This window comes from Enterobacter cloacae complex sp. OE43NF, from assembly GCF_023544405.1.
GTDB classification, from domain to species: Bacteria; Pseudomonadota; Gammaproteobacteria; order Enterobacterales; family Enterobacteriaceae; genus Enterobacter; species Enterobacter cloacae.
In genome coordinates this window covers 1-18043 of record NZ_JAMJFW010000053.1, presented here as the reverse complement: position 1 = coordinate 18043, position 18043 = coordinate 1, and the positions used below count along the sequence as shown (strand labels likewise).

Genomic DNA, 18043 nt, shown 5'->3' with positions numbered 1-18043 from the left:
GTTACGCCTTGCGGGTAAAGAACAGCGTCACCGTGGAGACGGTGACGCCAAATTTCTTCATCTCGGTTTTATTAAACAGGTGTGTGCCATCCTGCAGGTACATCCAGTCGTCGAAGTGCAGCAGCCAGGTGCTACCGTTGGCCTTCACGTTCATGCTGTACCGCCAGTTGAAGGCATTGCCCGCCGCCTGCCCCGTCGCCACGCCGTCAATATCGCCCGCCGTGCCCTCATAACGATCGGTCGCCACGCGGCGGATATGCCATACCCGCTGCTGTTTTTCACCATCGTCGTAGACAAAATGTTCATTCAGCGTCAGCGTGTCGCCAATCACGTCCCCGGCAATCTCCACGTGGAAGCGGCGGATCTGCTTCCCGCTGCGATCCTGCACCATCCCCCACGCTTCCGTTTTGCCCTGGAAATAGTGGAATATATCAAGCCGCGGCTGCTGCTGGCGGTACTCCGTCACGTCCGTGCTGCAGCCTGCCAGCAACATCGTCACACCCAGCGCCATGATCAAAAAACGTTTCATTGTTGTCCTCCGATTAACTGCTGACGCAGCTCAGGGTATTGCGTGCGGGGATCAAGCCAGATCCCCAGAAAACGGGTGCTGAACGCTTGCGACTGAGGCGCCCCCAAAGGTCTGAAAGTGCCCGATGCGGCAGGCGCGCGGTACCAGAACTGTCCCTGCTTATCATTAAGCACGAACGCCAGCTGCGCCCCCGGCCCGACATCCGGCCACAGCGAGGCAAGCATTCGCAGCCAGGCTTCGCTCTGCGGTTCTTGCTGCAAAACCCCCTGTGCTCGCCACTGGTCGCGGGTTGCCTCGACCAGGTCTTCACTGTCGATGTCACGCACGTAGGTGATAATGAGCGCCTGATCCTGCATCTTGCCGGTGTAGCGCCCTTCAGGGGTGCGCAACTGGGAGGTATAAACGGTGAAAGGCCCCCAGGTCAGCGTGGCATCCCCCACCTTACGCCAGCCAAGCCAGTCGGCTGCCTGGGCGAAAGGCGTCAGGGTGATGAGCCAGAGGAACAGGAGTGCGGCTCTCATTGTTGCCTCCCTGTCAGCAAGTGGTAAAACAGCATCAGCACCAGCCAGCCCGGCACCATCCAGCTGACGACGATAAAGGTTGGCTCCAGAAAGGCGATGGCACCGAGCCGCTCACCGATAAGATACGCCACCGGACCGCCCACGGAAGCCAGCAGCATCAGCATCCAGCCGGGTAACGTTGTGGTGCGGGTGAGCTGCGTCCAGACGGTGGCAAACATCAGCCACAGCGCCACCATCCACACGGGCATCAGCGATTCACCGGTGAAGGCGATCAGCCCCGTCAGCGCCCAGAGTGCATCCAGCAGAGTGCCCGCGAGTGCCAGCAGAATGGCATAAACGCGGTGTGCAGGCGGCAACATCAGGCAGGCGAAGATCGCCAGCGCACACCAGATAATCAGGCCACGCTCGCGAAACAGCACCACCAGCGTCCAGTAGAGATCGAACGCGATAGCCAGGGCGAAAACCTGCACGTAACGTTTCATACGCGCTCGGCGGTCAGTTGCACCACGCTGATGGTGCGGGCGTTAAACCCGGCTTCGCAGTAGCCAAAGTAATAGAGCCACATCCGACGAAACCGCTCATCAAATCCCAGTTTTTCAATCTCCTGCCAGGCATGGAGAAAGCGCTGACGCCAGTGCGCCAGCGTGCGCGCGTAGTCCGGCCCCATATCAAACAGGTTGCGCACCACAAAATCGGTGTGGCGCGTCATCAGCGCATTCATCGCCGTTATGCTCGGCAAAAAGCCGCCGGGGAAGATATACCGCTGAATAAAATCCACGCTTTTGCTGTAGTCGCGATACCGCTGATCCTGAATGGTGATGGCCTGAATCGCCATGCGCCCACCCGGACGCAGACGCGCCTGACAGGTGCGGAAGAACGTTGGCAGATAGCGTTGCCCGACGGCTTCAATCATCTCAATCGACACCAGCTTGTCGTACTCGCCGGTTAAATCGCGATAGTCGCAGAGCAACACCTCAACGCGGTCCTGCAGACCGGCCCGGGCAATCCGCTCTGTCGCCCAGCGATACTGCTCCTGCGACAGCGTGGTAGTGGTCACCCGGCAGCCGTAGTGACGGGCCGCGTATTCCGCCATCGCCCCCCAGCCGGTGCCAATCTCCAGCAGATGATCGCTGGGGTTCAGCGCCAGCTGTTCGCACAGACGCGCCATTTTCGCCCGCTGCGCGTCGCCAAGATCCTGCTCCTCCCCGCTAAACAGCGCGCTGGAATAGAGCAACTCCTTGTCCAGAAAATGGGCATAAAACGCGTTACCCAGATCGTAATGTGCCGCAATGTTTTCCCGCGCCTGCGCCCGGGAGTTGCGCCGCGTCCAGTGGCGAAGCCGCTCCAGCGGTCTGCCAAGCAGGCGGAACCCGTTTTCGAGCCGTCCCAGTACCTGGCTGTTTAGCGCAAGCAGTTGCAGAAGCGGCGTGAGCTGCGTGGTTTCCCATTCGCCGTCCATCCAGGCTTCCGCCGCGGCCAGGCTGCCCCCGGTCAGGACGCGCCAGTAGACGCCCGGGCTGAGGATCTGCACGTCGGCATGCAGCGCGGCAGACAGCTCACCGAAATGAAAGGTCTGCGCCCCTTCACGCAGCGTGAGCGAGCCGCCACGAAGGCCGCTCAGCACGCGAAAGAGCAGCCAGCGCGCGACGCGAACGTTGCGCGGGATATCGGGTTCAAGCGCGAAGACAGGATCGGTCATGAGCGTTCACTCCTGCTGACAGGATGGTTATACAGAGGCACGCGCTTAAGCCACAGCCGCAGCGCCTGCCAGTAAATCGCGAAAACGGTTTTGAGTGTCATCAGCGGAATACGCAGCAGCAGTCCACGCAGTGCCGGGCGGGTCAGCGGTGCGCGGCGAAGCGCCAGCGTGGCATCAAATACCTTTGACGCCTGATGATTTTCAATGTGCATATGCAGCGTGTTATCCGGGTTGTTGAAGCGCCAGTGGTAAATCATGTCCATGGGGTTAAACGGCGAAACGTGAAAGGCTTTCTCCGTGGGCTGGGCGTGCTGACCATTGACGGCGTAATAATGTCGTTCGTTCCAGGGCGTATTGCGCACTTCGGCCAGCACCCAGCGCAGCGTCTCTGCCGGGTCATAGCAGTAGTAAAAATTGACGGGATTAAAATGAAAGCCGAAGTAGCGCAGCTGCGTCAGGAGCATCACCCGCCCCTCAGGACGTTCGCCGGTCAGGCTTTCCAGCCGATTCAGCACGTTCTCTTTAAGCGGCGAACCCAGCGGATAATCCGCATCATGGAACGATCCGGCGGCAAACCGGTTGCGCCGCACGCCAACGGTGGGCAACTTATCCAGCTCGTCGAGATCGAGCCAGGCCATAAAGACGCCGTAGCTGAACTCATGCGTTTTCGGCTGGAGACGGCGGTGGCGTAATACGCCGTGATAGAGGCAACTGTTCATCGGTTTCCCTCCCCGGCTGTTATCGCATTGACGACGTCCAGCGCGCTGCGCACGCCATCTTCATGAAAGCCGTTGTACCAGTACGCGCCGCAGAACCAGCTCCGCTGGTGACCGTTGATTTCGCTGCGGCGCGCCTGTGCCCGCCAGCTTTGCGGGTTAAACAGTGGATGTTCATACACAAAGCGCCGCAGCACGAAGCGTTCGTCCACTGGCGTTTCCGGGTTTAAGGTGACGCAGAACAGCGGGCTACCGGCGGGCAGCCCCTGCAAGATATTCATGTTGTACGTTACGCAGGCGCTGGCCTGATCCTGGTCGCTCAGGCGGTAGTTCCAGCTGGCCCAGGCGCGCTGACGCACCGGCAGCCAGCGCGGATCGCTGTGCAGTACCACCTCATTACGCTGCCAGCCAATATCGCCCAGCACCTCCTGCTCAGCGGCGGAAGGTGCGTCGAGGATGGCCAGCGCCTGGGCTGAGTGACAGGCAAAAATCACCTGATCAAAACGGTGGCTCGATTCTTCAAGATGGAGGGTGCCCCCCTGTGCATCACGGCTTACCCGCTGCACCGGCGCGTTGAGGTGCAGCGTGAGCCGGTCACCCAGCTGTGCCAGAATAGCGCGGATATACTCCCGTGAGCCGCCGGGCACCACGTACCACTGCGGGCGCTGAGTGATATCCAGCAGACCGTGATTCTCAAAGAAGCGTAAAAAGAGCGGCAGCGGAAAACGTTTCATCTCCTGTAGCGACGACGACCAGATGGCCGCCCCCATCGGCAGAATGTAATGACGCGCAAAGAACGGCGTAAAGCGATGCTGTTCCAGGAACGTTTGCAGCGTCGCGCCGGGCTCCACGTCCTCTTTCAGCGCCTGCTTCGCCAGGCGATTAAAACGGACAATCTCCCCAAGCAGACGCCAGAACGCCGGGTTCACCAGGTTACGACGTTGTGCAAAGAGCGTCGTCAGGGTGTGGCCGTTGTACTCCAGCCCACTCTGCGGATTGTGTACCGAGAAGCTCATCTGCGTTTTTTGCCCGCTGATGCCCAGCTCGCTCAGCAGCCCCATAAAGCGCGGATAGGTGCGGTCGTTGTAGACGATAAAACCGGTGTCGATGGCGTAGGTACCCTGTGGCGTCGGCACGTCAACCGTGGCGGTATGGCCGCCGGGGGTGGCACCGGCTTCAAACAGGGTGACCTCATGATGCCCGGCAAGGCGCCAGGCGCAGGTCAACCCGGCGATGCCGCTGCCGATTATGGCGATCTTCATGAGCGCACCATCCTGCGCAGCAGTGCGCGCTGTAAGTACGCTGGCAGCCCGGAAAGCAGCCGCAGCGTCAGACCAAATCCCGCCGGAAACGCGATGTGGTTTTTCCCTTTTTCCAGGCCACGGCGAATGGCTTTTACCGCCTCTTCAACACTCACCCTGCCCGGCATGGCGAAATCATTTTTGCGGGTCAACGGGGTGTCGACAAAACCGGGCGATACCACGGTGACCGCAATCCCTTTTGGCTCCCAGTCGAGACGCAGGCTCTGCGCAAACCAGGTGAGCGCGGCTTTGGATGCGCCGTACGCTTCAGCGCGTGGAAACGTCAGCCAGTGAGCCATAGAGCTCACCAGCACCACGCGGTTACCGGCCACAAGCTGTGGCTGCAGCGCGGCGAGGCAATTGACAGGCCCCTGAAAGTTAGTGGTCATCACCCGCTCTACCAGCGCGGCGTCCACCACGCCATGTTCCAGATATTCGCAGGTTCCGGCACAGAGGATTGTCAGGTCGGCCGCGCAGCCCGTCAGCGCCTGGCGACAGGCGTCCCTGTCTGTCATATCGAACAGGCGTATCGTAATGTTTGAACTGTGCTGATGCAGGGCTTCCAGACGCGCCGGATCCCGCCCGCAGGCGATGACATGGTGACCGTCACGGGCAAAAGATTGCGCCAGCCCCGCCCCAATGCCTGAACTGGCGCCGGTGATCAGGACCGTCATCATGATTTTACCCTCCGCTTCACGCCGCGAACCGCCCAGCCAAGCAAAGGCAGATGTTCATAGATCATCTCTCCGGCATCGTAGTAGTCCCGCTGGCGAATAATCCGATCCTTTTCCACGTCCACCACGGAGCAGCCAGGCAGTTCCAGAGGCTCGCCACCGGCAATGCGCGGGTGCGACCAGTGCATGACCCAGGTGACAACAAAGCGATGCTCGCCAATCAAAGGGGAATCAAGCGTGAAACGGCAGTGTTCGACATTCGCCAGCAGATGGGTGAAATAGCGCTGCAGGGCGAACAGGCCGTTATGTTCACCAAACGGATCGATAAGCGTGGCATCGGGATGGTAAAGCCCCGCCAGCGCCGAGGGCGGCTGGGAATCCAGCGCGGTGTAGTAATCAACAAACCGACTGATGACGTCAGGCAAAAGGTTCATGGGTCACATCCTGGCGGTAAACAACGTAGCGTAAGCGCATAATTAAAACTTACACAATTCGAGTTATTTGTCCAAGTTTGTGCAGAAATATATTTTTATTACTTTAATTATCAGTTGGTTGGGTAAGTTACTTTCGTGCCAGAAGTTGAGACGCAATAAGGGCTGACCGCCATCGGGCTACTTTTTCAGGTTAACCCTAAGGTAAATTCCCCCGTTCTCTTCCAGGCTTATTCTTTTTATTCATAAGGATGACATGCGATGAGACGTTTCTTTCTCTCCCTTTTCTCCAGCCCGGAATCGTTACTTCAGGTGATGAGTCAGCAGGAAATCATTGAAGCCGTTGAGGATGGCGACCGGATTATCATCGACCAGGATGGTAATGCCTCGGTGAACTATAAAAGCAACGAGGTACGCCAGGATTTTCTGCGCCACGTCAATGCGTTAAAGAGGGCGTAATATGGGAACGGCGATATTTATGGTGCTGATGGTCTGCGGGTACTGGTACACCAGCCGCGACCTCTCTACCCGCTTCAAAATCAAGCGCTCCTTCGGCTGGGATGTCTATTTTCTGGTTGCCCTTTACGGCTCGATCTTCGTTCTGCAAGGTGTGATCGCCACCGGGCTGCTCTGGCTGCTGCTGCTCGCCCTCTCCGCGGCTGACAACACCTTCCACTTTACGTCAGAGCGTTATGCCGACTGGCAAATGGACTTTATGAACTGGAGTTTCCTGGGCATCCAGGCGCCCGTAGTGGTGATGCTGGCCTTCGCCATCCTGTTTTGTCTTTACCGCTCAAACTGGGCGGGCAGCGCCCGACTGGACGGTGAAGGCAGGAAAAAGCTCTATAAGCGCCTGGCGCAGGCGAGCGGGATTGAACAACTGCTTTATCAGTGCATGGAGCAAGGCGAGCTGGCGCAGGTGACGCTACGGTCGGGGCGTATCTATGTCGGCATGATCCATACGGCGACGCTGGAATATGAGAAAACGGCCAATATCGTGCTTATTCCCATGCTGAGTGGCTATCGCGATCGCCAGACGATGAATTTTCGCATCGAAAATAACTACAGCAAATGGTATGACGGGCATGACATCACCCTCGACTCTGAGCCCAGAAGTGCGATGGATTTCAGAAAGGTGATTATGCTCAACCAGATTGAGAGCCTTGCGCTGTTCGACCCGGCAAGCGCCAGCGTGCTCGACATGGCTCAGCAGGAAAAAGCCGCGCAATGAGCTTCTCATCCGTTCAGTAAGGCGTGTAAACTACCTTCAGTAGTTAACTGATTTGAGGAAAAGATGGTTGTTAAGCGCTTAAGAAAAGAAGAACGCCGCGCACAGCTGCTGGAAGTCGCGCGCGGAATTGTGCGCCAGCAAGGCACTGAGGCCCTTACGCTGGGTTTCCTGGCCGAGCGCGCCAACGTCACCAAACCCATTCCTTACGATCATTTTGGCGATCGTGAAGGGCTGCTGATGGCACTCTACCAGGACTTCAGCGACAGGCAGCTCAAGAAATTTCGCGAGACGTTGAACAGAGACAATAAAACGCTGGCACAGACGATCCGTTTTTTCAGCGCCGCGTATATCGACTGCGCGATCTCTGCGGGCCCCGAAACGGGCCCCATAGCGGCGGCTCTGTCCGGCTCGCGGGCGCTGCAGATTTTCCGCGAGGCCTGCGTGGCCGACTGCGCAGACTGCCTGCGGATGGCGCTTTCCCCTTTTATTGTGCTGCAAGGGGTAACAGGTGAAGCGGCCCTGACGGCCATTATTGGGGCCGCGGATGCGCTCAGTACGGCTGCCGGAAATGGGATCCTCGCGCGTAACGTTGCCGAAGAGATGCTCAGCGGCGCGATGACCGGCGTCCTCAATACCTATCTGGACAGCACAAAATGAGTGCCCTGCCAGATTGACAGTTAAGTTACCAATAGTAACATAGAGACATCTTCACTCACCCTGTTGAGGTCTCTATGTCTGCATCAAACGTCATCAATACTGCCCTGATCGTGACGGCTCACCCGGTCGAAAATTCGTTATCCCAATCCCTCGCGCAGCGAATTGCCGGGAAGTTACAGGAACAGGGTACGCAGGTTGAAATAGCCGATCTGCATGCCGAAGGTTTTTCCCCGACCATGATTCGACCCGACCTTGACCTCTACCACGGCGATGTCAGTGCGCTGCCGGACGAGGTGCTGCGCGAGCAGCAGCGTGTCGAGCGCGCGGATATGCTGGTATTTGTCTTCCCGATTTACTGGTGGTCCGTTCCCGCCCTTCTGAAAGGCTGGTTTGATCGGGTGCTGACCGTGAACTGGGCCTATAAAGTGGCTGAAGATGGTCGCATCGTGGGTAATTTACGTGATGTGCCCGTGCGCCTGGTCGCAACGGCGGGCAGCGATCTGGCCGGGTTCGATAAGCACGGTTATTCCGGAGCTATTCAGACCCAGATTGTTGAAGGGGTGTTTGGCTTCTGTGGCCTTAAAAACGTGACGCTCGATATCCTCTATCAGGCCGATTCAGCCACTCCTCAGCAGGTGGACGAATTCCTGCAAAGCCTCACTAAGATCTGAATCGTACGGCGCAGCCATTCCCGAGGTTTGGCTGCGCACGCAAAGCCGTAATTAGCGCGGTATCAGCGCTTCAAGTCCCCTTCGCAACTGACTGACCACCTCTTTGGTATCCATGCCCATTTGCGCATGTATGATGGCACCGTCTATCAGCATTAAAATCTGCGTGTTAATAGCCTCATCGGCAATACCGGTGAGGGAGGCAATTTTTTCCCGGGTTTCAGATTTATGGTTGCGACAAATGGCTTTTATTTCACTTTCATTGTCTTCTGATTTTGCTTCTGCGCTGGCATTAATAAACGCACAGCCATGAAACAACGGGGAAATAAACCACCCGTTAAGCGTTGCTGCTAATGCGTCCGATGCAGCCCGCCCCTCTTCGAGATATTGTCGAAGCGTGGTTTCAAACCAGGTAATCCACAGCTCGTGCCGATATTGCAGATAGGCAAGAATAAGCAAACTCTTACTCGGGAAATGGCGATAAAACGTTACCTTAGTCACTTTCGCCTGTTTGATAAGCGTATCAACGCCCGTTGCTCTGAACCCGGTGGAATAAAAGAGTTCGTGCGCGGTGAGCAATATTTTATCCCTGACGCTGACTTTTTGATCGTTATTCGTAGTGAGAGTATTCACGCTTATCTGGCCTCGAACAGTGTGTTGACAGACGGTATTTACAGGCATAGATTAACGCAAGTAGACAGACCTGTCTACATACTATCAACCCGAGGTAGCCGAGATGAACACACGCCCCCCTTTACCGCCGTTTACCCGTGAAAGCGCCATTGAAAAAGTCAGGCTGGCAGAAGATGGATGGAACAGCCGCGACCCGGCAAAAATCGCACTGGCCTATTCGCTGGACACGCAGTGGCGTAACCGTGCGGAGTTCGCCACGAACCGCGCGGAGGCGCAGGCGTTCCTTGAGCGGAAATGGAAGAAAGAGCTGGATTATCGCCTGATAAAAGAGCTTTGGGCATTTACCGACAACCGCATCGCCGTACGCTATGCCTATGAATGGCATGATGATTCAGGTAACTGGTTCCGCTCTTACGGCAATGAAAACTGGGAGTTCGAGCCGGACGGCCTCATGAAGCGGCGTTTTGCCTGCATCAACGATATGCCCATCAAGGAATCTGAACGGTTGTTTCACTGGCCGCTGGGCAGACGCCCGGACGATCACCCGTCCCTGAGCGATCTGGGGTTATAGGATTTTTCATCTCTCCGGGCTTGTGCAATAACTCCGGGTAAAGAGTGATACACTCAGGCTCACAGCACTGAAAGATACATGATTAAAAAGAGTGACCAAATAATATAATGGTCACTCGTTGTCAACTGATGCCCGTCGCGCTAAGCTGAAATAATGACGAAAAATATGAACACCCCATCCACGCGTGGTCCCCTTGACCACTCTGTCCGCGAGCAAATCGTCGAAGCGGCTTTTGAGCACTTCGGCCATTACGGCTATGAAAAAACCACCGTGGCAGAACTGGCTAAATCCATCGGTTTTTCAAAAGCCTATATCTATAAATTTTTCGATTCCAAACAGGCAATTGGCGAGGTTATCTGCGCTAACCGCCTGGCGCTGATCATGACGGCAGTGGAAACAGCCATCGCCGACGCGCCGTCGGCCAGTGAAAAAATGCGCCGTCTTTTCCGGGCGTTAACCGAGGCTGGCAGCGAACTCTTTTTCCACGATCGTAAACTTTATGATATCGCCGCCGTTGCCGCGCGGGATAAGTGGCCGTCTACCGAGCGGTATACCGAGAGCCTGATGAAGCTGATTGAAAGCATCATTGTTGAAGGCCGACAAAGCGGGGAGTTCGAAAGAAAAACGCCCCTGGATGAGGTGACCTACGCCATATACATGGTGATGTGCCCTTTCATCAACCCCGTGCAGTTGCAATATAACCTCGAAACCGCCCCGACCGCAGCACTCCTCCTCCCTTCCCTGATTTTACGAAGCCTGGCCCCCTGATTTGTGACCATTGACTTTATTGGTCACTAGTCTGAGAATGCGGAAACCGTCCTTTGATACGATAAGGTTTCCCCATGCTCAGGCTTCATTCCGCCCGTTTTGCCGTTTGTCTCCTCCCTTTCGCCCTGGTGGCATGCGGTGATAACCCCGCCACCGACGATCCGCGCACCCAGCCACCGCTTGTCAGATCCGCCTCCGTTGAACCGGCGAACGATGCGTCCCGCGCGTTTACGGGTGTGGTCGTTGCCAGAACGCAAAGCGATCTCGGTTTCCGGGTTCAGGGCAAAATCCTTGAACGCCTTGTTGATACGGGGCAGACCGTTAAGCAGGGCCAGCCGTTAATGCGTCTGGATCCGGTTGACCTGAAGTTACAGGCACAAGCACATCAGCAGGCGGTGGATGCCGCACAGGCCAGGGCGAGAAAAGCCACCAGCGATGAGGCGCGCTATCGCGGCCTGGTGGCAACAGGTGCTGTCTCTGCCTCGGAGTACGACCAGATAAAAGCGGCGGCGGATGCCGCCAGAGCTGAACTCAGTGCCGCACGCGCTCAGGCCACCGTCGCGCAAAATGCGACCGGCTATGCCGTGCTGCTGGCCGATTCCGACGGCGTGGTCATGGAAACGCTTGCAGAACCCGGCCAGGTGGTCAGTGCGGGTCAGGCGGTGATCAGACTGGCCCGCTCAGGGCAACGCGAGGCGCTCGTCCAGTTGCCAGAGACATTGCGCCCTGCCGTCGGTAGTAAAGCGCTGGCAACGCGCTATGGCAGCGAGGCACAGCCTGTTACCGCGACACTGCGCCTGCTCTCTGATGCAGCCGATACCACCACCCGCACTTATGAAGCACGCTATGTGCTGGAAGGCTCGCTGGCTAACGCGCCGCTGGGTGCGACCGTCACCCTGCATATCGAACAAAATGCTGAACGTCAGGTAATGCAGGTTCCGCTGGCGTCTCTGTACGATGCAGGCAAAGGGCCCGGCGTGTGGCGGATCTCCGCGCAGCCCGCAAAAGTGATGTGGCAGCCCGTCAACGTGCTGAGCGTGAGCGATGATGCCGCGCAGGTGACGGGCGGCGTCAAGCCGGGCGAGAAAATTGTGGCGTTGGGCGCGCATCTTCTGCATGACGGTGAAGCTGTCCGTCTGGCTGAACAACGCGGTACGGCTCAGGCGGGGAGTCAGCCATGAGCGACGGACGCTTCAACCTCTCAGCGCTTGCCGTGCGCGAGCGTGCCATCACGCTGTTTCTGATTATTCTGGTGACGCTTGCCGGTATTTACGCCTTCTTTGGACTGGGACGGGCTGAAGATCCGCCCTTCACGGTAAAGCAAATGACGGTGATTACCGTCTGGCCCGGCGCAACCGCGCAGGAAATGCAGGATCAGGTTGCTGAACCGCTGGAAAAACGGCTGCAGGAACTCAAGTGGTATGACCGTACCGAAACCTATACCCGCCCGGGCATGGCCTTTATCACCCTCTCCTTACAGGACATGACGCCCCCCTCCGAGGTGCAGGAAGAGTTCTATCAGGCGCGCAAAAAGCTTGGCGATGAGAGTAAAAATCTCCCGGCGGGTGTGATGGGCCCGATGATCAATGACGAGTTTGCGGATGTCACCTTTGCCCTCTTTGCGCTAAAGGCAAAGGGTGAACCGCAGCGTCTGCTGGTGCGTGATGCTGAAAGCCTGCGCCAGCAACTCCTGCATGTGCCTGGCGTCAAAAAAGTGAACATCATCGGCGAACAGGCCGAGCGGATTTATATCGCCCTCTCTCATGACCGTCTGGCGACGATGGGGCTGGCACCGCAGGATATTTTCAACGCGCTGAACAATCAGAACGTTCTCACGCCAGCAGGCTCCATAGAAACACAGGGTGCGCAGATCTTTATTCGCCTTGATGGTGCTTTTGATACGTTGCAGAAGATCCGCGATACGCCGCTGGTCGCTCAGGGTAAAACGCTCAGGCTGTCTGATGTGGCAACGGTTGAACGCGGTTATGAAGATCCTCCCACGCTGCAGATCCGTAACCAGCGTGAACCGGCGCTGCTGTTAGGTATTGTGATGCGGGAGGGCTGGAACGGTCTGGCGCTGGGGAAAGCGCTGGATGCCGAAACGGCTAAGATCAACGAGAACCTGCCGCTGGGAATGACCCTGACCAAAGTCACCGATCAGTCCGTGAATATCCGCTCGTCGGTGGATGAATTTATGATCAAATTCTTCGTCGCCCTGCTTGTGGTGATGGTGGTGTGCTTTGTCAGCATGGGCTGGCGCGTGGGCGTGGTAGTCGCGGCGGCGGTTCCCCTGACGCTGGCAGTCGTCTTCGTGGTGATGGAGGCGGCGGGGATAAACTTTGACCGCGTAACGCTGGGCTCGCTGATCCTTGCTCTGGGTTTACTGGTTGATGATGCCATTATCGCCATTGAAATGATGGTGGTGAAAATGGAGGAAGGCTACGACCGAATCAAAGCCTCCGCTTACGCCTGGAGCCATACCGCCGCCCCCATGCTGGCCGGTACCCTCGTGACGGCGATTGGCTTTATGCCAAACGGGTTCGCCCAGTCGACCGCCGGGGAATACACCAGCAATATGTTCTGGATTGTCGGCATCGCCCTGATTGCCTCCTGGCTGGTTGCGGTGGTGTTCACGCCTTATCTTGGCGTTAAGATCCTGCCAGATATCGCCAAAGTCGAAGGGGGCCATGCCGCCATCTATAACACCCCGCGCTATAACCGCTTTCGCCAACTGCTGACCCGGGTAATTGCCAGAAAGTGGATCGTGGCCGGTTCCGTGGTCTTCATTTTTACCCTGGCCGTAGTGGGTATGGGACTGGTAAAAAAACAGTTTTTCCCAACGTCCGACCGCCCTGAAGTGCTGGTGGAAGTGCAGATGCCTTATGGCACCTCAATTGAGCAGACCAGCGCCGCAACGGCGAAAATCGAAGCGTGGTTAAAACTGCAGCCGGAAGCCAGCATCGTGACCGCCTACGTCGGGCAGGGTTCACCACGTTTTTACCTGGCCATGGCACCTGAATTACCCGATCCCTCTTTTGTGAAAATCGTGGTGATGACGGACAGCCAGACGTCACGCGAGGCGCTCAAGTTCCGGCTCCGGGAAGCGGTCGCCGGTGGACTTGCGCCGGAAGCGCGCGTGCGTGTCACACAACTGGTGTTTGGCCCCTACTCCCCCTTCCCGGTTGCCTGGCGTGTGATGGGGCCCGATGTCGATACGCTTCGCTACATCGCCGATAAGGTTAAAGGCGTTCTGCAGGCCAGCCCGATGATGAGAACCGTCAACACCGACTGGGGTTCACGTGTTCCCACACTCCATTTCACCCTCGATCAGAACCGTCTGCAGGCCACCGGCTTAACCTCAAATAGCGTGGCTCAGCAGCTCCAGTTCCTGTTATCGGGTGTACCAATTACTGCCGTGCGTGAAGATATTCGCGCTGTACAAGTTACAGGACGCGCTGCGGGCGATATTCGTCTTGATCCGGCGAAGATCGACGGGTTTACCCTGGTTGGCAGTGCGGGACAGCGGGTGCCGCTGTCGCAAATCGGTCAGATTGAGGTCAAAATGGAAGATCCGCTCCTGCGTCGTCGCGACCGCACGCCCACCATTACCGTGCGCGGAGATATCGCCGACAATCTTCAGCCACCGGATGTGTCGGTGGCGATCATGAAACAGCTAAAACCGATCATTGATACGCTCCCGCCCGGATACCGCATTGAGATGGCAGGCTCAATTGAGGAATCAGGTAAAGCCACACAGGCCATGGTGCCGTTGTTCCCGATAATGATAGCCCTGACGTTACTGATCATTATTGTGCAGGTGCGATCTCTCTCGGCGATGGTGATGGTTTTTCTGACTGCCCCGCTGGGCCTTGTCGGCGTGGTTCCCACGCTGCTGCTGTTCAATCAACCTTTTGGGATCAATGCGCTTGTCGGGTTGATTGCGCTTTCGGGCATTCTTATGCGAAATACATTGATCCTTATCGGGCAGATTACGCATAACCAGAAGGAAGGTCTCGCCCCGTTCGATGCGGTGGTCGAAGCAACCGTCCAGCGGGCACGACCAGTGTTACTGACAGCCCTGGCCGCCGTGCTGGCATTCATACCGCTGACCCATTCCGTATTCTGGGGGACGCTGGCCTATACACTGATTGGCGGGACGCTGGGCGGAACGATCATCACCCTTGTCTTCCTGCCGGCGATGTATGCGATCTGGTTCAGGATCCGTCCTGCGAGTAGCGTTTCAAATTAACGGGGAGAATGCGTTAAGTTTATTACATCCGGGAGTGCATTTTTAATTACCGACAGCTATTTTGCACCGACTCAATGTTTATTCATCCCACCTTTCGCCGCCTCACTGAGGCGGCCCAAAGTTAAATATCGCTCCCTAGGTCAAATAATAAAAAATACCAAAACTGGCAGTTGATTCTTATTTGTATGACTTTTAAGATTTGTCTGCAAGGCATTGATTAAATTTGATTTAGGGAAATTAAAATGACAAAAAATATTGTTGCGGGAATGATGATGGCCGCGTTTTCAGGGGCAGTATATGCAGGATCCGCACAAGCCATACCGGATTTTTCACCGGAAAGTTTATCGGTTTCAGCCTCTGCCGGGATGCTGAGCGGAAAATCCCATGAAATGGTGTACGACGAAGTCACAGGAAGAAAAATCAGCCAGCTCGACTGGAAAATCAAAAATGTCGCCATTCTGAAAGGCGATATTTCCTGGGATGCTTATTCATTTTTAACACTGAACGCCCGCGGCTGGACGTCTCTGGCATCAGGCTCGGGCCATATGGATGACTACGACTGGATGAATGCAAAACAATCCTCCTGGACAGACCATTCATCCCATCCTGCGACCAACGTCAATTACGCCAATGAATACGATCTCAACGTTAAAGGCTGGATCTTCCAGGGCGATAACTATAAAGCTGGCGTAACCGCAGGTTATCAGGAAACGCGCTTCAGCTGGACGGCGACCGGTGGCTCTTATAATTATGATAACGGCACCAATACGGGCAACTTCCCGGCAGGTGAACGCGGTATTGGCTATAGCCAGCGCTTCTCCATGCCGTATATTGGTCTGGCGGGTCAGTACCGTTTCAATGATTTTGAATTCAATGCCCTGTTTAAATTCAGTGACTGGGTACGCGCACATGACAACGACGAGCACTATATGCGCGATCTGACCTTCCGTGAGAAGACCTCTGATTCCCGCTATTACGGTGCGTCGGTTGACGCAGGTTATTACGTCACGCCGAACGCCAAAGTGTTCGCAGAATTTACCTATAGCAGTTACGAAGAAGGTAAAGGCGGTACGCAGATTATTGATACCAATACTGGCGAATCGGGCTCTATTGGCGGAGATGCTGCCGGTATTTCAAACCGCAACTATACCATTACCGCGGGTCTGCAATACCGCTTCTGATCCCGTTGTGGTTAATCAAGATCGGGCCCCTGACGGGGCCTTTTTGTGATGTTGAGTTAAACTCACATTGATTCTCACTATTTGTCGTTTTTCAAACGCGACGTCCCTGAAATATCATCCTTCAAAATTGATAAATGTTCAGGGAGCAAACATGACGCTTGACGTTATATTTCATTTAATGAAGCTGGTCTCACTAGATGAATATTCATCCGGCGCCAATTTATCGGCACTGCTGGAATCGCTGTCAGCAGAAAAAGAGAACGATGTCACCCTTGAGGCCTTTGTGCATCGCCTTCACATTCTGTGTGCCGCTCACAACGACCCCATGCAAGCTGAAGCGTTGCTCGCCGCTAATCTGCCAAAAGAAGGTGAGCCCCTTCCCGTACTGGATTTTTCAGGATGGCCGCTGGTGCGTTACGCCCTTTCAGGTGAATTACAAACGCCCGAGTCCGAGGCATACTTTCAGAACGTCACGTCGGCTGCCACTATATTGCGTGCAGCGATAGTAGATTCAGAGCGCGCAAACAATACGCCTGCGATCGCTATTCTCGATAAACTTCTCAACCTGAACGGTGCATTGCCGGAAAGGTATAAAAAAATGGCAAATATTCCTTACGCCTGAAGTTTATAGAGCAGGATACGCCCGCGGCATATCCTGCTTTTGATAACTACAGCCGATGCTCGTCGTATTCCAGACAGATGATATCAAGAGAAGGAATGACCGGGGCATGCAGGTTAAGCCAGTCCAGCAGACATTCAATACTCTTTTTCCTGAGTGAATTTTTCGGCCAGACAATGTAATAACCGTCTCCGGTGGCGATGGCTTCTTTGAAAGGCAGCGCAAGCAGGCCGCTATTCAGCGCGTCAAGCGAAAGCAGCAGGTCGGCAATCGCGACGCCATGGCCGTTCATGGCGGCACTACTCCCCTGTTCAAGGGTGTCGAAAACCGCTCCGCGACTCATATCAAGCCCGGGGAATAACCCCGTCCTTCTCAGCCACCGCCGCCAGTCGCGTCTGTCCGGGGAAGGATGGATCAGATCGCACTGCGAAAGTTGCTCTCGGGCAGATTCCAGTAAAGCGGGGTTACAGACCGGAATAAGCCATTCACTGAAAAGCAATCGGCTCTCCGTTGACTCGCCAAAATGCCCGTTGCCCAGCAGGATCGCGCAATCATAGGGCTCTCGCGTGAAATCAACGGTATCGATGTCCATCCAGACGCTGGCTATTTCAACGTTGGGTTTTTCATGATGTTCACGAAACGATCGCAGGACGTTAAGCAACCATCTCATGGTGAGCGTACTCGGTGCCTTCAGCCGCAACAGGTGGTTTTCACTTCTGAAAGCCCGACAGGCCCACTCGATGCTCCTGAACCCTTCGTGAAGCTGCCCGGCCAGAACACGCCCCGCCTCACTGATCTCCACTCTCGGCCCCTGCCGTTTGAACAGCTCACAGTCGAACCACATTTCCAGGGTGCGGACATGTCTGCTGACCGCGCCCGGCGTAATATTGAGCACTTCAGCGGCTTTACTGAAGGAGTTTACTCGCGCAGCGACTTCAAAGGCGCGCAGGGCATAGAGTGGTGGTAAGGACATAATTCCCCTTTACAGGATGGCGGCCGAAACCAGAGCTTCATCTTGAGTGACTGGCAGGCGTAGTGATTTCAGCCAGCAGCCAGCGTTCAAACGTCACTAACGCCGCGTCATTGATTCCCGTTTCCGCCGGTTTAATGAAACAGAATGTCTTAATTAACCTTTCTGAGGCAGGCCATGGCGAAACCAGCATGCCGCTGCGTAGTTCGTTTTCGATATACATGCGTGGTATCAATGCGACGCCGTGACCTGCCAGCACAGCAGCGATCGCCATTTCATGAAGATCGTAGCGTACGCCCTGAGACGGGTTATCAAGACTGATCCCGCTTTCCAGCGCATAGCGATGCCACGCATCCGGATTCTGCCGGCGATGGATCCGCGCAAGTGCATTGAGTTGCTCACCGTGTTCCTTATCCATTAACAGTGCAGGATGACACACCGGCACCAGTTTTTCCTCAAACAACGGCTGCAGTCGCATCCCGGCCCATGCGGGATGTTGAAAATGCACGACGGCATCAAAGCCGCTCCCGGGCAAAATAAACGGATCCGTTCTGGCCGCAAGATTGACTGAGATCTCAGGGAACTGCGAGGTAAAGCGGCTCAGGCGGGGAATGAGCCAGCGGCT

21 protein-coding genes are annotated in these 18043 nt (G+C 56.0%); 10 read left to right on the top strand and 11 right to left on the bottom strand.

The window, feature by feature from the left end:
• Window position 1 precedes the first annotated feature (1 nt).
• From M8370_RS19540 to M8370_RS19505, 8 genes are read right to left on the bottom strand one after another with little or no spacing between them, the layout of a single operon-like run.
• The gene (locus M8370_RS19540) at window positions 2-529 is read right to left on the bottom strand and encodes a DUF3833 domain-containing protein (RefSeq protein ID WP_250021618.1); all 528 of its coding nucleotides are present in this window, start codon (window positions 527-529) and stop codon (window positions 2-4) included.
• Window positions 526-1050 (bottom strand): hypothetical protein, encoded by a 525-nt coding sequence (locus M8370_RS19535; RefSeq protein WP_250021617.1) that lies wholly within the window; start codon window positions 1048-1050, stop codon window positions 526-528. The genes M8370_RS19540 and M8370_RS19535 overlap by 4 nt, the downstream gene beginning before the upstream one ends.
• A complete protein-coding gene (locus tag M8370_RS19530; RefSeq protein ID WP_020688131.1) occupies window positions 1047-1532 on the bottom strand; it encodes a DUF2878 domain-containing protein in 486 nt (161 codons plus the stop codon). The genes M8370_RS19535 and M8370_RS19530 overlap by 4 nt, the downstream gene beginning before the upstream one ends.
• Entirely contained in the window at window positions 1529-2749 is a 1221-nt protein-coding gene (locus M8370_RS19525) for an SAM-dependent methyltransferase (RefSeq protein WP_045295220.1), read from the bottom strand. Before M8370_RS19525 ends, M8370_RS19530 begins: the two co-directional genes overlap by 4 nt.
• Window positions 2746-3468 (bottom strand): DUF1365 domain-containing protein, encoded by a 723-nt coding sequence (locus M8370_RS19520; RefSeq protein WP_250021616.1) that lies wholly within the window; start codon window positions 3466-3468, stop codon window positions 2746-2748. Before M8370_RS19520 ends, M8370_RS19525 begins: the two co-directional genes overlap by 4 nt.
• Window positions 3465-4727: an NAD(P)/FAD-dependent oxidoreductase gene (locus M8370_RS19515; RefSeq protein ID WP_250021615.1), complete on the bottom strand. Its 1263-nt coding sequence runs from the start codon at window positions 4725-4727 to the stop codon at window positions 3465-3467. Before M8370_RS19515 ends, M8370_RS19520 begins: the two co-directional genes overlap by 4 nt.
• The gene (locus M8370_RS19510) at window positions 4724-5443 is read right to left on the bottom strand and encodes an SDR family NAD(P)-dependent oxidoreductase (protein WP_250021614.1); all 720 of its coding nucleotides are present in this window, start codon (window positions 5441-5443) and stop codon (window positions 4724-4726) included. Before M8370_RS19510 ends, M8370_RS19515 begins: the two co-directional genes overlap by 4 nt.
• Entirely contained in the window at window positions 5440-5874 is a 435-nt protein-coding gene (locus tag M8370_RS19505) for a nuclear transport factor 2 family protein (protein ID WP_013096721.1), read from the bottom strand. The genes M8370_RS19510 and M8370_RS19505 overlap by 4 nt, the downstream gene beginning before the upstream one ends.
• Before the next feature lie 258 nt (window positions 5875-6132).
• On the opposite strand from M8370_RS19505, the gene M8370_RS19500 reads away from it, so the two are divergent.
• The 4 genes from M8370_RS19500 (at window position 6133) to M8370_RS19485 (ending at window position 8430) form a co-directional block, all read left to right on the top strand.
• On the top strand, window positions 6133-6330 hold the full coding sequence (locus M8370_RS19500) for a hypothetical protein (RefSeq protein WP_013096722.1): 198 nt from the start codon (window positions 6133-6135) through the stop codon (window positions 6328-6330).
• A 1-nt stretch (window position 6331) separates the two neighbouring features.
• Complete coding sequence (locus tag M8370_RS19495; RefSeq protein WP_029883111.1) at window positions 6332-7102, top strand: hypothetical protein; 771 nt, start codon at window positions 6332-6334, stop codon at window positions 7100-7102.
• Between the two features lie 63 nt (window positions 7103-7165).
• A complete protein-coding gene (locus tag M8370_RS19490; RefSeq protein WP_023620833.1) occupies window positions 7166-7759 on the top strand; it encodes a TetR/AcrR family transcriptional regulator in 594 nt (197 codons plus the stop codon).
• Window positions 7760-7833: 74 nt separating this feature from the next.
• Complete coding sequence (locus M8370_RS19485; RefSeq protein WP_094915781.1) at window positions 7834-8430, top strand: NAD(P)H-dependent oxidoreductase; 597 nt, start codon at window positions 7834-7836, stop codon at window positions 8428-8430.
• 51 nt (window positions 8431-8481) lie between these two features.
• On the opposite strand, the gene M8370_RS19480 is transcribed toward M8370_RS19485, so the two are convergent.
• Window positions 8482-9060, bottom strand: a complete 579-nt coding sequence (locus M8370_RS19480) for a TetR/AcrR family transcriptional regulator (protein ID WP_045901120.1) — start codon at window positions 9058-9060, stop codon at window positions 8482-8484.
• Window positions 9061-9163: 103 nt separating this feature from the next.
• On the opposite strand from M8370_RS19480, the gene M8370_RS19475 reads away from it, so the two are divergent.
• From M8370_RS19475 to M8370_RS19450, 6 genes are all read left to right on the top strand, one after another.
• On the top strand, window positions 9164-9631 hold the full coding sequence (locus tag M8370_RS19475; protein WP_013096727.1) for a nuclear transport factor 2 family protein: 468 nt from the start codon (window positions 9164-9166) through the stop codon (window positions 9629-9631).
• A 153-nt stretch (window positions 9632-9784) separates the two neighbouring features.
• Window positions 9785-10399, top strand: coding sequence for a TetR/AcrR family transcriptional regulator (locus tag M8370_RS19470; protein WP_014831802.1), 615 nt, complete (start codon window positions 9785-9787; stop codon window positions 10397-10399).
• 74 nt (window positions 10400-10473) lie between these two features.
• A complete protein-coding gene (locus M8370_RS19465) occupies window positions 10474-11580 on the top strand; it encodes an efflux RND transporter periplasmic adaptor subunit (protein WP_045901116.1) in 1107 nt (368 codons plus the stop codon).
• Window positions 11577-14648: an efflux RND transporter permease subunit gene (locus tag M8370_RS19460; RefSeq protein WP_250021613.1), complete on the top strand. Its 3072-nt coding sequence runs from the start codon at window positions 11577-11579 to the stop codon at window positions 14646-14648. Before M8370_RS19465 ends, M8370_RS19460 begins: the two co-directional genes overlap by 4 nt.
• Before the next feature lie 242 nt (window positions 14649-14890).
• Window positions 14891-15829 carry an omptin family outer membrane protease gene (locus M8370_RS19455; RefSeq protein WP_013096729.1) on the top strand — a complete coding sequence of 313 codons (939 nt, stop codon included), beginning with the start codon at window positions 14891-14893 and terminating at the stop codon, window positions 15827-15829.
• 151 nt (window positions 15830-15980) lie between these two features.
• Window positions 15981-16451, top strand: a complete 471-nt coding sequence (locus tag M8370_RS19450; protein ID WP_250021612.1) for a hypothetical protein — start codon at window positions 15981-15983, stop codon at window positions 16449-16451.
• A gap of 46 nt (window positions 16452-16497) precedes the next feature.
• Here M8370_RS19450 and M8370_RS19445 read toward each other — a convergent pair whose 3' ends face one another.
• Complete coding sequence (locus M8370_RS19445) at window positions 16498-17421, bottom strand: LysR substrate-binding domain-containing protein (protein ID WP_045295233.1); 924 nt, start codon at window positions 17419-17421, stop codon at window positions 16498-16500.
• Between the two features lie 37 nt (window positions 17422-17458).
• Window positions 17459-18043 (bottom strand): LysR substrate-binding domain-containing protein (locus tag M8370_RS19440; protein WP_250021611.1); only part of this gene is annotated, 585 nt, incomplete at its 5' end.

What these genes read in the sequence shown, in the direction of transcription:
- M8370_RS19540 (WP_250021618.1), bottom strand. Translation starts at nt 529, where the DNA reads ATGAAACGTTTTTTGATCATGGCGCTGGGTGTGACGATGTTGCTGGCA.
- M8370_RS19535 (WP_250021617.1), bottom strand. Translation starts at nt 1,050, where the DNA reads ATGAGAGCCGCACTCCTGTTCCTCTGGCTCATCACCCTGACGCCTTTC.
- M8370_RS19530 (WP_020688131.1), bottom strand. Translation starts at nt 1,532, where the DNA reads ATGAAACGTTACGTGCAGGTTTTCGCCCTGGCTATCGCGTTCGATCTC.
- M8370_RS19525 (WP_045295220.1), bottom strand. Translation starts at nt 2,749, where the DNA reads ATGACCGATCCTGTCTTCGCGCTTGAACCCGATATCCCGCGCAACGTT.
- M8370_RS19520 (WP_250021616.1), bottom strand. Translation starts at nt 3,468, where the DNA reads ATGAACAGTTGCCTCTATCACGGCGTATTACGCCACCGCCGTCTCCAG.
- M8370_RS19515 (WP_250021615.1), bottom strand. Translation starts at nt 4,727, where the DNA reads ATGAAGATCGCCATAATCGGCAGCGGCATCGCCGGGTTGACCTGCGCC.
- M8370_RS19510 (WP_250021614.1), bottom strand. Translation starts at nt 5,443, where the DNA reads ATGATGACGGTCCTGATCACCGGCGCCAGTTCAGGCATTGGGGCGGGG.
- M8370_RS19505 (WP_013096721.1), bottom strand. Translation starts at nt 5,874, where the DNA reads ATGAACCTTTTGCCTGACGTCATCAGTCGGTTTGTTGATTACTACACC.
- M8370_RS19500 (WP_013096722.1), top strand. Translation starts at nt 6,133, where the DNA reads ATGAGACGTTTCTTTCTCTCCCTTTTCTCCAGCCCGGAATCGTTACTT.
- M8370_RS19495 (WP_029883111.1), top strand. Translation starts at nt 6,332, where the DNA reads ATGGGAACGGCGATATTTATGGTGCTGATGGTCTGCGGGTACTGGTAC.
- M8370_RS19490 (WP_023620833.1), top strand. Translation starts at nt 7,166, where the DNA reads ATGGTTGTTAAGCGCTTAAGAAAAGAAGAACGCCGCGCACAGCTGCTG.
- M8370_RS19485 (WP_094915781.1), top strand. Translation starts at nt 7,834, where the DNA reads ATGTCTGCATCAAACGTCATCAATACTGCCCTGATCGTGACGGCTCAC.
- M8370_RS19475 (WP_013096727.1), top strand. Translation starts at nt 9,164, where the DNA reads ATGAACACACGCCCCCCTTTACCGCCGTTTACCCGTGAAAGCGCCATT.
- M8370_RS19470 (WP_014831802.1), top strand. Translation starts at nt 9,785, where the DNA reads ATGACGAAAAATATGAACACCCCATCCACGCGTGGTCCCCTTGACCAC.
- M8370_RS19465 (WP_045901116.1), top strand. Translation starts at nt 10,474, where the DNA reads ATGCTCAGGCTTCATTCCGCCCGTTTTGCCGTTTGTCTCCTCCCTTTC.
- M8370_RS19460 (WP_250021613.1), top strand. Translation starts at nt 11,577, where the DNA reads ATGAGCGACGGACGCTTCAACCTCTCAGCGCTTGCCGTGCGCGAGCGT.
- M8370_RS19455 (WP_013096729.1), top strand. Translation starts at nt 14,891, where the DNA reads ATGACAAAAAATATTGTTGCGGGAATGATGATGGCCGCGTTTTCAGGG.
- M8370_RS19450 (WP_250021612.1), top strand. Translation starts at nt 15,981, where the DNA reads ATGACGCTTGACGTTATATTTCATTTAATGAAGCTGGTCTCACTAGAT.
- M8370_RS19445 (WP_045295233.1), bottom strand. Translation starts at nt 17,421, where the DNA reads ATGTCCTTACCACCACTCTATGCCCTGCGCGCCTTTGAAGTCGCTGCG.